General features: G+C 68.7%; 14 protein-coding genes. 4 read left to right on the plus strand and 10 right to left on the minus strand.

All coding sequences use genetic code 11. The annotated features are described in order from the left end of the window. Positions 1–78: 78 nt before the first annotated feature. Positions 79–882, minus strand: coding sequence for a glutamate racemase (murI, locus tag ABD255_RS39715; RefSeq protein WP_344221990.1), 804 nt, complete (start codon positions 880–882; stop codon positions 79–81). A gap of 180 nt (positions 883–1,062) precedes the next feature. Here murI and ABD255_RS39720 point away from each other — a divergent pair, with 180 nt between their 5' ends. Then, positions 1,063–1,425 carry a hypothetical protein gene (locus tag ABD255_RS39720; protein WP_344221991.1) on the plus strand — a complete coding sequence of 121 codons (363 nt, stop codon included), beginning with the start codon at positions 1,063–1,065 and terminating at the stop codon, positions 1,423–1,425. 10 nt (positions 1,426–1,435) lie between these two features. Here ABD255_RS39720 and ABD255_RS39725 read toward each other — a convergent pair whose 3' ends face one another. The 8 genes from ABD255_RS39725 to clpS all read right to left on the minus strand — a co-directional run bounded on the left by ABD255_RS39725 (position 1,436) and on the right by clpS (position 8,188). After that, positions 1,436–2,383: a PLP-dependent cysteine synthase family protein gene (locus tag ABD255_RS39725; RefSeq protein WP_425554644.1), complete on the minus strand. Its 948-nt coding sequence runs from the start codon at positions 2,381–2,383 to the stop codon at positions 1,436–1,438. A gap of 2 nt (positions 2,384–2,385) precedes the next feature. Then, positions 2,386–2,664 (minus strand): MoaD/ThiS family protein, encoded by a 279-nt coding sequence (locus ABD255_RS39730; RefSeq protein ID WP_344221992.1) that lies wholly within the window; start codon positions 2,662–2,664, stop codon positions 2,386–2,388. Position 2,665: 1 nt separating this feature from the next. Next, entirely contained in the window at positions 2,666–3,118 is a 453-nt protein-coding gene (locus ABD255_RS39735; RefSeq protein WP_344221993.1) for a M67 family metallopeptidase, read from the minus strand. Positions 3,119–3,182: 64 nt separating this feature from the next. Continuing rightward, a complete protein-coding gene (locus ABD255_RS39740; protein WP_344221994.1) occupies positions 3,183–4,160 on the minus strand; it encodes an aldo/keto reductase in 978 nt (325 codons plus the stop codon). A 10-nt stretch (positions 4,161–4,170) separates the two neighbouring features. Beyond that, a complete protein-coding gene (locus ABD255_RS39745) occupies positions 4,171–6,609 on the minus strand; it encodes an isoleucine--tRNA ligase (protein WP_344221995.1) in 2,439 nt (812 codons plus the stop codon). 52 nt (positions 6,610–6,661) lie between these two features. Next, positions 6,662–7,351 (minus strand): class I tRNA ligase family protein, encoded by a 690-nt coding sequence (locus ABD255_RS39750; RefSeq protein ID WP_344221996.1) that lies wholly within the window; start codon positions 7,349–7,351, stop codon positions 6,662–6,664. A gap of 1 nt (position 7,352) precedes the next feature. Continuing rightward, positions 7,353–7,904, minus strand: a complete 552-nt coding sequence (locus ABD255_RS39755) for a DUF2017 domain-containing protein (protein WP_344221997.1) — start codon at positions 7,902–7,904, stop codon at positions 7,353–7,355. Then, on the minus strand, positions 7,901–8,188 hold the full coding sequence (gene clpS / locus ABD255_RS39760) for an ATP-dependent Clp protease adapter ClpS (protein WP_344221998.1): 288 nt from the start codon (positions 8,186–8,188) through the stop codon (positions 7,901–7,903). Before clpS ends, ABD255_RS39755 begins: the two co-directional genes overlap by 4 nt. A 49-nt stretch (positions 8,189–8,237) precedes the next feature. On the opposite strand from clpS, the gene ABD255_RS39765 reads away from it, so the two are divergent. From ABD255_RS39765 to ABD255_RS39775, 3 genes are all read left to right on the plus strand, one after another. Then, the gene (locus ABD255_RS39765) at positions 8,238–9,596 is read left to right on the plus strand and encodes a nicotinate phosphoribosyltransferase (protein WP_344221999.1); all 1,359 of its coding nucleotides are present in this window, start codon (positions 8,238–8,240) and stop codon (positions 9,594–9,596) included. A gap of 74 nt (positions 9,597–9,670) precedes the next feature. Then, complete coding sequence (locus ABD255_RS39770) at positions 9,671–10,012, plus strand: hypothetical protein (RefSeq protein WP_344222000.1); 342 nt, start codon at positions 9,671–9,673, stop codon at positions 10,010–10,012. Between the two features lie 100 nt (positions 10,013–10,112). Then, on the plus strand, positions 10,113–10,679 hold the full coding sequence (locus ABD255_RS39775) for a carbohydrate-binding protein (protein WP_344222252.1): 567 nt from the start codon (positions 10,113–10,115) through the stop codon (positions 10,677–10,679). Here ABD255_RS39775 and yicI read toward each other — a convergent pair. Then, entirely contained in the window at positions 10,657–12,882 is a 2,226-nt protein-coding gene (gene yicI / locus ABD255_RS39780) for an alpha-xylosidase (protein ID WP_344222001.1), read from the minus strand. The two genes, ABD255_RS39775 and yicI, sit on opposite strands and share 23 nt — an antisense overlap. Positions 12,883–12,887 lie beyond the last annotated feature (5 nt).

A 12,887-nucleotide genomic window follows, 5' to 3' on the forward strand; every position in this document is an offset into this window, starting at 1 on the left:
GGCGGAGGCCCGATCGAGTTGCCTGGCTATGATTTCGAGCACATCACCGCCGGAACCGGTGCCGTGGACAACGTTCGCTCAGCGGACCCAGGCGAACTGGTCGACGCCGGCGATGACCGGGCCGAGGAAGCGCGAACCGATCGCGGCGAACTCGGCCGGGCTGCCGGTGGTGACGAACCGGTGCTGCGGCGCGGGCAGATCGTCGGCCCGGAGCAGCCCGCTCTTGGTGAGCACGCCGTAGACGTCCTTCGCGCACTCCTCCGCACTGCTGACGAGCGTGACGTTGTCACCCATCACGTAGGAGATCACGCCGGTCAGCAACGGGTAGTGGGTGCAGCCGAGGATGAGCGTGTCGACGCCCGCCTCGACCAGCGGATCGAGGTACTCGTGGGCCGCGGCGAGCAACTCCGGCCCGGACGTCACCCCGGCCTCGACGAAGTCCACGAACCGCGGGCACGGCTGGGTCAGCAGTTGCACCTGCGGGGCGGCGGCAAAAGCATCCTCGTAGGCCTGCGAGGTCGCCGTGGCCTTGGTGCAGATGACGCCGACGTGCTGGCTGCGGGTCGCCGCCACGGCGCGCCGCGCGGCCGGCAGGATCACCTCGACCACCGGTACGTCGTACCTCTCGCGGGCGTCTCTGAGCATCGCGGCGCTGGCCGAGTTGCAGGCGATCACCAGGGCTTTGACGCCCGCCTCGACGAGGTGGTCGAGGCACTCCAGCGCATACTCACGGACCTCGGCGATCGGCTTCGGGCCGTACGGCTGGCGGGCCGTGTCGCCCAGATACAGGATCGGCTCGTGCGGCAACTGGTCGAGGACCGCGCGGGTGACGGTGAGCCCGCCGAAGCCGGAGTCGAAGATGCCGATCGGTGCGTCTGCCACGAGATGAACCTTAGTCGCCGCGGCCGACAAGTCCGGTGCCGGGCAGTTCTGAAGTAACCCTTGCCTAACCGGGCCGGACGACACGCCGGAGTTATCCACATCTTTACTCTCAGGAATTGCAAACTGACGTGACGCGGGCCACTCTTGACGGATGTGTTTCCAACCGCCCCCAGCGATCCCATGAACCTGGCGGTCCAGCTTGCGGTGGCTCTGAACGCCACCGGCGCACCGAATCCAGCACCGACCAACGCCGCGGTGGCAGGCTCTGCCGCCGGTCCGGCCACCGAGACGAGCACGTCCAGCACCAGCGCCGACATCGCGTCGACGCTGGGCCCGACCGGGATGCTGCTGCTGCTCGCGCTCGCCGCCTTCGCCGTCTACGTCGTCTCGCTGTCCCTGCACCCGAATGCCAAGTGCAATCGCTGCAAGGGCGCCGGCCGGCACCGAGGCGCGATCTTCAGCTACGCCCAGCGCCCCTGCAGCAGTTGCAAGGGCCGCGGCGTACATCCCCGACTAGGACGCAAAGTGCTCTTCAAGACATAGCCCCTGCCGATCAGGCCCAGAGTTGGCCTTCGAGGCGGTCTTCGGCCTCGTCGATGGTGCCTTCGTACGCGCCGGTGGACAGGTATTTCCAGCCGCCGTCGGCGACCACGAAGGCGATGTCGGCGGACTGGCCCTCACGCACGCACTTGGCCGCCTGGCCGAGGGCGGCGTGCAGGATCGCGCCGGAGGAGATCCCGGCGAAGATGCCCTCGTTGTCCAGCAGTTCACGAACCCGCCGTACCGCGTCCCGCGGGCCGACCGAGAACCGCGCGTCGATCAGGGTGGCGTCGTACAACTCCGGCACGAACCCCTCGTCCAGGTTGCGCAGGCCGTACACGAGTTCGCCGTAGCGGGGCTCGGCGGCGACGATCCGCACCTCCGGCTTGTGCTCACGGAAGAAGCGGCCGGCGCCCATCAGCGTGCCGGTGGTGCCCAGGCCCGCGACGAAGTGCGTCACCGACGGCAGGTCGGCGAGGATCTCCCGCGCCGTGCCGTCGTAGTGCGCGGCCGCGTTCGACGGGTTGCCGTACTGGTAGAGCATCACCCAGTCCGGGTGCTCCTCGGCCACCTGCTTGGCCACCCGGACCGCCTCGTTGGAACCGCCCGCGGCCGGGGAGGAAATGATCTCGACACCCCACATCCGCAGGATCTGCCGGCGCTCCTCCGAGGTGTTCTCCGGCATCACGCAGACCATCCGGTAGCCGCGCAGCTTGGCCGCCATCGCCAGCGAGATGCCGGTGTTGCCCGACGTCGGCTCGAGGATGGTGTTGCCCGGCCGCAGCCGGCCGTCCTTCTCCGCGTCGAGCAGCATCCGCAGCGCGGCCCGGTCCTTGATCGACCCGGTCGGGTTGTGATCCTCCAGCTTGGCCCACAACCGCACGTCGGCCGACGGGGACAGCTTGGGCAGCCCCACCAGCGGCGTACCGCCGACCGAGTCGAGCAGGCTGTCGAAACGCATGATCAGCCGCCGGCGACCGCGGGCAGTACGACGACGACGTCGCCGTCCTTGACGCCGGTCTGCAGCCCGCCGGTGAAGCGCACGTCCTCGTCGTTGACGTAGACGTTGACGAACCGGCGCAGTTCCTCCGGCTCCCCCTCCACGATCCGTTCCTTCAGCCCGGGGTGGTCGCCGTTCACGTTGTCGATGAACTCGGCCAGCGTGCTGCCGGCGCCGTTGACCGCCTTCTCGCCCCCGGTGTAGGTGCGCAGGATGGTCGGGACGCGAAGCTCGATCGCCATGTCAGTTGTCTCCTTGGTTGCTGTGGTCCGCCACGACCTTGACCTCTTCTTCGGTGACCGCGCCGTCGATGATCCGGTACGACCGGAACTCCACCGGCCCGTCGTACGACGGCGAGTCCGCGCCGTCGCGGGTGGAGACCAGCACGTAGTGCGCGCCGGGCTCCTGGGCCAGGTTGATGTCGGTCCGGGACGGGTAGGCCTCGGTGGCCGTGTGCGAGTGGTAGATCACGACCGGTTCCTCGTCGCGCTCGTCCATCTCCCGGTAGAGGCGGAACAGATCCCCCGAGTCGAACTCGTAGAACGTCGGCGACATCGCCGCGTTGAGCATCGGGATGAACCGCTCCGGCCGGTCCGATCCGGCCGGTCCGGCGACCACCCCGCAGGCCTCGTCCGGGTGATCCCGGCGCGCATGCGCCACGATCGCGTCGTACGTGGCCGAGTCGATGATGAGCACGACTCCACGATACGGAGCGTGCTGAAGTACCCCTGCCATCCCCGCTTTCGGTCCAGTATGTGGACTACCAGCGGTCGTGGACCTGCGGGCGGATCAGCTCGTCGTACACGGTTTGGACGACCTTGAGCTCACCTTCGGTGAGGGGCTTCAGGGCGGCGGCGCCGATGTTGCCCCGCACCTGCGAGGGGTTGCGGGCGCCGGGGATGACGACCGAGACACCGGGCTGGTCGAGGATCCAGCGGAGCGCGAACTGAGCCATCGTGGCGCCCTCGGGGACCAGCGGGGTCAGCCGCTTCACCGCTTCCAGGCCGGTGCCGAAGTCGACGCCGGAGAAGGTCTCGCCGACGTCGAAGGACTCGCCGTGGCGGTTGTAGGTGCGGTGGTCGTCGGCGCTGAACGTGGTGTTCTCGTCGTACTTGCCGGACAGCAGGCCGCTGGCCAGCGGGACCCGGGCGATGATGCCGACGCCGGCCCGCGCCGCGGCCGGGAGAGCCTCGTCGAGCGGCTTCAGCCGGAACGCGTTCAGGATGATCTGCACCGAGGCCACGTTCGGCCGTGCGATCGCGGTGAGCGCCTCGGCGCAGGTCTCCACGCTCACCCCGTACGCCGCGATCCGCCGCTCGGCGACCAACGTGTCGAGCGCGTCGAAGACCGCGTCGGTGGAGTACACCTCGGTCGGCGGGCAGTGCAGCTGGACCAGGTCGATCGTGTCGACACCCAGGTTCTCCCTGGAGCGGTCGTTCCAGGCGCGGAAGGCGTCCAGGGTGTAGTTCGACGGGATCTGCTCGACCCGGCGGCCCATCTTGGTGGCCACGGTGAGCCCGGGGTGCTCCTTCAGGATCTTCCCGACGAGGCGCTCGCTCCGGCCGTCGCCGTACACGTCCGCGGTGTCGATGAAGGTGACGCCGCCCTCCACCGCTGAGCGCAGTACTGCGAGGGCGTCGCTCTCGTCGACCTCACCCCAGTCGGCTCCGAGCTGCCAGGCACCGAGCCCGACGACGCCGACATCCCGACCAGTACGTCCCAGCGTGCGCGTCTCCATGCGGGCAAGCCTATGCGTCCGCTTTCTTCACCTCGACGGCAAGCTCCGCGCCGTCCAGCAGTTCGACCGTGGTCGCGAGGGTCTCGGACGTGATCAGCCGATGGTGGGACTCGACGGCCTCGCGGGTTCTGTGGTCGACCGTGAGCCGGAGGGTGATGCGATCGCTGATGTCGAGACCGGCGTCGCGACGAGCCTGCTGGACGGACCGGATGACGTCACGCGCGATTCCCTCGAGCTCCAGCTCGGGGGTGATGTGGACGTCCAACATCACAAAACCACCGTCAGCAAGCAGCCCACTCGCTTGCCGGGCGCCCCCGCCTGCGGCGGGGACGGGGGTGGAGGAATGAGCGGAGGCGCCCGGAGCCCAGCCGGCGGTTGCGGCTGCCAGGGTGGTTTCCAGAGTGAATTCGCCGTCCAGGAGGGCGATTCCGCCGGCTACGACCTGGCCGGTGGAGTCGACTGACCAGTCGCCGGACTTGGAGGCCTTGATCGCGGTCTGGACGTCCTTGCCGAGCCGCGGACCTGCGGCGCGAGCGATCACCGTCAGTTTCCGCGACACCGGCGCGTCGACCTCGTGGATCTCCGTCAGGACGACCTCCTGCACGTTCACCTCGGCTTGCAGGATCGGGACCAGCGACTGCAGCGCCTTCGCGTCCGGGCTCGCGACTGTCACCCTCCGCAGCGGCTGCCGACCGCGGAGGCCTTCGCGCTTGCGGATCGCCGAGGCGACCGAGCAGACCTCGCGGACCCGGTCCATCCGCGCCACCAGCACCGGATCGTCCGGCAGATCGTCGACCGACGGCCAATCCGTCAGGTGCACCGAACGCCCGCCGGTCAGCCCGCGCCAGATCTCCTCGGAGACCAGCGGCAGCAACGGCGCCACTGTCCGGCTGACGACTTCGAGCGTGGTGTAAAGCGTGTCCACCGCCGTCTGGAAGGTCTGACCCTCCTGGTCCCAGAAGCGCTCCCGCGACCGGCGGATGTACCAGTTCGTCAACACCTCCAGATAGCCGGCGACGGAATCGCAGGCCGAGGCGATGTCGTACCGGTCGAGCCGCTCGCGGACCTCCTCGACGAACTGCCGCAACCGCGCCAGCAGGTACCGGTCGAGCTCCACCTCCGAACTGGTGGACCAGGTCCCCTCGGCACCGGCCGCGTTCGTGTAGAGGGCGAAGAAGTACCAGGCGTTCCAGAGCGGGATCATCACCTGCCGGACACCGTCGCGGATGCCCTGCTCGGTGACGACCAGGTTCCCGCCGCGCAGGATCGGGCTGGACATCAGGAACCAGCGCATCGCGTCGGCGCCGTCGCGGTCGAACACCTCGCGCACGTCGGGGTAGTTCTGCAGCGACTTGCTCATCTTCTGCCCGTCGCTGCCCAGCACGATCCCGTGGCTGACGCAGGAGGAGAAGGCCGGCCGGTCGAACAGCGCGGTCGCCAGGATGTGCATCGTGTAGAACCAGCCGCGGGTCTGGCCGATGTACTCGACGATGAAGTCGCCCGGGAAATGGTGCTCGAACCAGTCGGAGTTCTCGAACGGGTAGTGCACCTGGGCGAAGCTCATCGAGCCGGAGTCGAACCAGACGTCCAGCACGTCCGCGACCCGGCGCATCGTGGACCGGCCGGTCGGGTCGTCCGGGTTCGGCCGGGTCAGGTCGTCGATGAACGGCCGGTGCAGATCAGGAACCCGTACTCCGAAGTCCCGCTCCAACTCCGCCACCGAGCCGTACACGTCGATCCGCGGGTACGACGGGTCGTCCGACCGCCACACCGGGATCGGGCTGCCCCAGAACCGGTTCCGGCTGATCGACCAGTCCCGCGCGTTCTCCAGCCACTTGCCGAACTGGCCGTACTTCACGTGCTCCGGGACCCAGGTGATCGGCTCGTTCAGCTCGACCATCCGGTCCCGGATCCGGGTCACCTCGACGAACCAGCTCGAAACCGCCTTGTAGATCAAGGGGTTCCGGCACCGCCAGCAGTGCGGGTAGCTGTGCACGTAGCTGTCCTCGCGGACCAGGAGTCCGGCGGCCTTGAGGTCTTTGATGATCGGCCGGTTCGCCTCGAACACGTGTAGCCCCTGGTACGGCGGAACCACGGACGTGAACCTGGCTCCGTCGTCGACGGTCAACAGGACGGGGATCCCGACGGCCTCACAGGCGAGCTGGTCCTCCTCGCCGTACGCCGGAGCCATGTGGACGACGCCGGTGCCCTCGTCGGTGCTGACGTGGTCCGCCGCGATCACCTGAAAGGCCTCGCCGGTCCCCCACAGCTCGGTGTCGGCGAAGAACGGGAACAGCGGGGTGTAGCGAAGCCCGATCAGATCCGAGCCCTTGAGCCGCCGGACAACGTCGGCGTACCCGTACGCCTCCAGCCGGGCCTCGGCCAGGATCGTCGGGCGGCCCTCCGCATCGTTGACGACGACATAGTCGAGGTCCGGCCCGACCGCCATCGCCAGGTTGCTCGGCAGCGTCCACGGCGTGGTCGTCCAGGCCAGCAGCCGCTCACCCGGTCTCCAGCACCACCGCGATCGTGACGGAGGGGTCCTGCCGCGGCTGGTAGACGTCGTCGTCCATCCGCAACTCGTGGTTGGACAGCGGCGTCTCGTCGTTCCAGCAGTACGGCAGGACCCGCAGGCCCTCGTACACCAGACCCTTGTCATACAGGGTCTTGAACGCCCAGATCACCGACTCCATGTAGTCGCGGTTCAGGGTCTTGTAGTCGTTCCCGAAGTCGACCCAGCGCGCCTGCCGGGTGACGTAGGCCTGCCACTCGTCGGTGTACTTCAGCACCGAGGCCCGGCAGGTCTCGTTGAACTTCTCGATCCCCAGCGCCAGGATCTCGGCCTTCGTCTTCAGCCCGAGCACCCGCTGCGCCTCCAGCTCGGCCGGCAGCCCGTGGGTGTCCCACCCGAACCGCCGCTCGACCCGGTGCCCGCGCATCGTCTGGTACCGCGGTACGACGTCCTTCGCGTACCCCGTCAGCAGGTGCCCGTAGTGCGGCAGCCCGTTGGCGAACGGCGGCCCGTCGTAGAAGACGAACTCGTTCTCCCCGTCCCGCCCGGCCGGCCGGTTGTCGATCGAGGCCTGAAAGGTCCCGTCGACCTCCCAGTACCGCAGCACCCGCTCCTCGAGCCGCGGAAAGTCCGGGCTCGCGGTCAGTTTCGGCTCGTCACCAGCTTGGGGATAGGTCATGTCAGCGGATGTTGTGCAGGAGGGCTGATTGGAGGTAGCCGAGCCAGTCGTACAGGTCGTAGGTGAGGCGGCGGGGGTCGTCGTCGGGAAGTTTCTCCCAGACGCCGTAGTCGTCCTCTTCCTTGATGTCCAGGCGGGTGCCGATCGCCAGCCGGAGGTCGTTGAGGGCCCGCAGCCAGGCCAGCTGGTCGTCGCCCTCGAGCGCGATGCCCTCGTCGCCGGACGCCTCGATCGCCGCGAGCACCCGCTTGGCGTCGGACACCTTGCTGTCGCGCAGCCCGCGCTCGGTGAACCGGCGGAACTCCCCCGCCGCCTGGTCGTCCGCCTGGTAGGCGTCGGGCAGCAGCCGCTGCAGTACGACGTCCTCAGGCGGCGAGGTGGGCCCGTCGTTGTCGAGCAGCTCGGCCAGCGGGTCGCTCGACCTCGACTCGCGCGGCGGCATCCCGTCGTACAGCAGCTCCACCAGGTTGCGGAGCAGGTTCGCCAGGATGTCCGCCTCGTGCTCGGCGAAGCTGACGATCACGGTCTTCTTGCGCTTGCGGAACCTCGTCACGACTTCTCACAGGTGGCCCACAGGCCGTAGGAGTGCATGGCCTCGACATCGCGTTCCATCGCCTCGCGGCTGCCGTTCGACACGACTGACTTGCCCTCCTGGTGGACCTGCATCATCAGCTTCTCCGACTTCTGCTTGGAGTAGCCGAAATAGGTCTGGAAGACGAAGGTGACGTAGTCCATCAGGTTCACCGGGTCGTTCCAGACGATGGTCACCCACGGTGGGCTCAGCTCGATCGCCTCGTCGACTTCGGGGCTCTCGAGTTCGCTCGGTGCGGTGGTCACGGGCCCATTCTCTCCATCATCGGTTCCAGGGTCGCAATAGGCTGCCCTTGTGACAGAGACAGTGGCACTCTCGACGGCGCCCTCCACCGCCCTGCTGACCGACCACTACGAGCTGACCATGCTGCAGGCCAGCCTGGCCGACGGCACGGCGCACCGCCGATCGGTGTTCGAGTTGTTCGGCCGCCGGCTGCCCGACGGCCGCCGGTACGGCGTGGTCGCGGGCGTGAACCGGCTGCTGGACGCGCTCGAGCGGTTCCGGTTCGACGAGCAGACGATCGCCTTCCTGGCCGACCGGGGCATCGTCGACCAGCCGACCCGCGACTGGCTGGCCGACTTCCGGTTCAGCGGCGACATCGCCGGCTACGCCGACGGCGAGATCTTCTTCCCCGGCTCCCCGGTGCTGGTGGTCGAGTCGAGCTTCGCCGAGGCGGTGCTGCTGGAAACCGTCTTCCTGTCGATCCTGAACCACGACTCGGCGGTCGCCTCGGCGGCGTCCCGGATGACCTGGTGGGCCGGTGGCCGGCCATGTATCGAGATGGGCTCGCGCCGGACCCACGAGGAGGCCGCCGTCGCCTCCGCGCTGGCGGCGTACATCGCGGGCTTCGCCACCACCTCCAATCTGGAGGCGGCCCGCCGCTTCGGCATCCCCAGCGCCGGTACGGCGGCGCACTCGTTCACACTGCTGCACGACACCGAGCGGGACGCGTTCGTCTCCCAGGTGGATGCCCTCGGCAAGGGAACGACGCTGCTGGTGGACACCTACGACCTGACCGAGGCGGTGAAGACGGCGATCGAGATCACCGGCCCGGAGCTGGGAGCGGTCCGGCTCGACTCCGGCGACCTGCCCTCGCTGGCGGGCCAGGTGCGCGACCAGTTGGACGCGCTCGGCGCCACCAAGACCCGGATCATCGTGACCAGCGACCTGGACGAGTACCAGATCGCCGCCCTCGCCCCGGCCGCCGTCGACGGGTACGGCGTGGGCACGTCGCTGGTGACCGGCAGCGGCTATCCGACCTGCGGGTTCGTCTACAAACTGGTGGCCCGCGAGGACGCCGACGGCACGATGCTGCCGGTGGCGAAGAAGAGCCCGGACAAGATCTCCATCGGCGGCCGCAAGTACGCGCTGCGCCGCCGCTCGGCCGCCGGGGTCGCCGAACTCGAACTGATCGGCGTCGGCGAGCGGCCGCAGGACGACGGCGACGACCGCGAACTGCTGAAACCGCTCGTCGAGGCCGGCAAGATCGTCGGCCGGACCACCCCCGCCGAGTCGCAGGCGCACCACCTGAAGGTCCGCGACGAACTCCCCCGCAGCGCCAGCCAACTCAGCCGCGGCGAGCCCGCCATCCCCACGGAGTACATCGGCGACCTCAAAACCCGCAACCCGTTCGCCCCGCGCAGCGCGATCTAGGCTCGTGAACCTGTACTGAACTACCTCAGCCCCAGGCGCGATGCGACGGGCTCCACACCTTCGGCCCCGACGCCGTGGACTTCTGCGAAGGGGTGGACCGGATCGACCTGCGCGCGAATGGTGGCAGCCTCAGCGCCGGCGCCGACGGGCTGGTCACCCTCGGAACGTCCGGCGGTTTCGATCTCCATGACTGGGGTGGCGGCGCTTGGACCCTGCGGTCCGCACAGACCGGCTCGTACGTCACGGTGACCGGAAGCCGCACCCTGGTGGCCAATCACCCCGGCCCGAGCACCTGGGAGGTCAACGAGACCTTCGAGCTGATCCCGCTCAACGAGACGACCTCCGTACTGCGTCATCGCAACAGCGACTGCTTCGTCACGGTGGGGGCCGGACGGTTCGGTCACTGCGTCGGCTGAGGATGCCGCGTCGGCGACCGCCTTCGAGATCGTCACCCTCATCGACGGAGTGGCCCGGGCCGCCGAGCTCGCCGCGGCCGCCGACGTGGCTATCGTTGTAGTGGGCAACCATCCCCTGGTGAACGGCCGCGAGACGGAAGACCGCGCCGAGCTCGAGCTCCCCGCCGGCCAGGACCGGCTGGTGCGAGCAGTCCACGCGGCCAACTCCAAGACGGTCACGGACACCAGGCTGACCGCCGCCTTCGACGTCCACGGCGAGCGGATCCCCGCCCGCGAGATCTACTCGGCACCGCTGGACGCGACAGCCTTCGACGAGTACTGCGCTATCACCCTGGCCGACGCCTCACCCGAGCGCGGCGACGCCGTCCGCTCGCTGGAAAGCGGCGCGTGGCTCGTCTTCGAGGACGTCGACCTGGCCGATGGGGCCGGCCACTGTGTCGCCTCGGTGGCGTCCGATCAAGGAGCGGGCACGATCGAACTGCGGCTGGACGACCCGCTGCACGGCCCGGTCCTGGGCACCGTGCAGGTGCCGTCGACCGGTCACCGGCACACCTGGACCGAAAGCAGCACCCCGCTCGCCGAAGCACGCGGGGTGCACGCTCTCTATGCCGTCTTCTCGAACGAAGCCCTGTCGCTGCAGTCCCTCAGCTTCGAACGGCGACCGTAAACCGCTCGCAACTGCCCTCGACCACCCGGGCAGTCACCTGGCCATCGGTCAGGGTCAGCTCGATCGCGGCGGCCGTCTCCCCGTTCGGACCGGGGAGGCGGACCCGGGCCTTCTGCCCCTCGACGGGAGCGAACCACCGCAACTCCACGCCATCAGCCCAGTCGTAGTCCGGGCGGTCCTCGACGGCGCCGATGGCGATCACCGCGCCCTCACGAACAAGCACCGGCAGACTGTCGAAGCCGTGCGTCTGGGTGACCCAACGGCTCCCGGCCAACTTCTCGCCGCTGAGCAGGTCGGTCCAGGTGCCTTCGGGGAGGTAGAACCGGACCTCGCCGTCCTTGCTCATCACCGGCGCCACCAGCAGGTCCGGGCCGAGCATGTACTGCCGCTCGAGGTACGCGACACCTGGATCCGTGGGGAACTCCAGCACCATCGGCCGCATCATCGGCGTACCGTCGGTGTGGGCTTCCTCGGCGACACCCGCCAGGTAGGGCATCAGCGACATCTTCAGCTTCGTGAAGCGACGCAGTACGTCGACTGCTTCCTCGTCGAACGCCCACGGCACCCGGTACGACCCGGAGCCGTGCAGACGCGAGTGTGACGACAGCAGGCCGAAAGGCACCCATCGCTTGAAGACCGCCGCGTCGGGGGTCCCCTCGAAACCGCCGATGTCGTGGCTCCAGTAGCCGAAGCCGGACGAGGCCAGCGACAGGCCACCGCGCAGCGACTCGGCCATCGCCTCGAAGGTCGATTCGCAGTCGCCACCCCAGTGCACCGGGAACTGCTGCCCACCGACCGTCGCCGACCGCGCGAACAGTACTGCGTCGCCCTCGCCGCGGTTGTCCTTCAACAGGTCGAACACGGCCTTGTTGTAGAGGTGCGGGTAGTAGTTGTGCATCCGCTCCGGGTCGGAACCGTCGAACCAGACGACGTCCCGCGCCGGGATCCGCTCGCCGAAGTCCGTCTTGAAGCAGTCGACGCCGAGATCGATCAACGCCTGCAACTTCTCCCGGAACCACGCGGTCGCCGCCGGGTTGGTGAAGTCGACGATCGCCATCCCGGCCTGCCACATGTCCCACTGCCAGACCGAGCCGTCCGGCCGCTTCAGCAGATAGCCGAGCCGGCGTCCTTCGTCGAACAGGGCCGACCGCTGCGCGATGTAGGGGTTGATCCACAGGCTGATCCGCAGGCCGCGGTCCTTCAGCCGGCGTAGCATGCCGGCCGGATCGGGGAAGGCGACCGGGTCCCAGAGGAAGTCGCACCAGTGGAACTGGCGCATCCAGAAGCAGTCGAAGTGGAAGACGCTGAGCGGGAGGTCCCGCGACGCCATCCCGTCGACGAAGGTGCTGGTGGTCTGCTCGGTGTAGTCGGTGGTGAAGGAGGTGGACAGCCACAGGCCCATCGACCACGCCGGTACGCGAGCCGGCCGACCGGTGAGCGCGGTGTACCGGCGGAGCACGTCCTTCGGAGCCGGACCGCCGATCACGTAGTACGACAATTCCTGGCCTTCGACGCTGAACTGGTTCCGCGACACCACCTCCGAGCCGACCTCGAAGGAGACCTTGGCCGGGGTGTCCACCAGTACGCCGTACCCGGCGCTGCTCAGGTAGAAGGGCACGTTCTTGTACGCCTGCTCGCTGGACGTGCCGCCGTCGGCGTTCCAGATGTCGACGACCTGGCCGTTCTTCACCAGCGGGCCGAACCGCTCGCCGAGGCCGTAGACGGTCTCCCCCACGCCGAGCGCGAGTTGCTCGTGCAGGAAGTGCCGGCCCTGCTGGTCGGTGATCAGGCCGATGCTGCGGGCCGCCGAGTCGGTCAGCACCCGGCCGTCACGCTCGAAGCGCAGGTCCCACGGCCCGTCCAGCTTGATCACGGCGGTGAGGTCACCGCTGGTCAGCCGGACCGTCTCCTCGTCCTGCTCGACCTTCACCGGATGGTCGTCCTCGGTCGCCAACTGAAAGGCCGGCCGGGGCGGCAGGCCACCGCTGTGGTGCTCGATCCGGACGCCGATGACGTCGGCCGCGGGCGAGCTGAGGGTGATGGTGAACAACGGCTGGTTCAGGGTGTCGCCGCGCCCGACGATCTGCTTGGCCGGCGCGTACACGATCACCGAGCGTTCGGTGGTCTCCACGCTCTCGACCGCCGCGGGGCGCAACCGGGTCAGGCCCGGGCGCAGCTGCCAGTAGCCGTCTGTGAACTTCATCAATG

It is taken from the genome of Kribbella sancticallisti (assembly GCF_039530625.1).
Classification (GTDB): domain Bacteria; phylum Actinomycetota; class Actinomycetes; order Propionibacteriales; family Kribbellaceae; genus Kribbella; species Kribbella sancticallisti.

Bases quoted from the DNA above. Each gene is read 5' to 3' on its own strand.
- ABD255_RS39740 (WP_344221994.1), bottom strand. From the start codon at position 4,160: ATGGAGACGCGCACGCTGGGACGTACTGGTCGGGATGTCGGCGTCGTC.
- yicI (WP_344222001.1), bottom strand. From the start codon at position 12,882: ATGAAGTTCACAGACGGCTACTGGCAGCTGCGCCCGGGCCTGACCCGG.
- ABD255_RS39725 (WP_425554644.1), bottom strand. From the start codon at position 2,383: ATGCGTTTCGACAGCCTGCTCGACTCGGTCGGCGGTACGCCGCTGGTG.
- ABD255_RS39745 (WP_344221995.1), bottom strand. From the start codon at position 6,609: ATGGCGGTCGGGCCGGACCTCGACTATGTCGTCGTCAACGATGCGGAG.
- ABD255_RS39750 (WP_344221996.1), bottom strand. From the start codon at position 7,351: ATGACCTATCCCCAAGCTGGTGACGAGCCGAAACTGACCGCGAGCCCG.
- ABD255_RS39730 (WP_344221992.1), bottom strand. From the start codon at position 2,664: ATGGCGATCGAGCTTCGCGTCCCGACCATCCTGCGCACCTACACCGGG.
- ABD255_RS39720 (WP_344221991.1), top strand. From the start codon at position 1,063: ATGAACCTGGCGGTCCAGCTTGCGGTGGCTCTGAACGCCACCGGCGCA.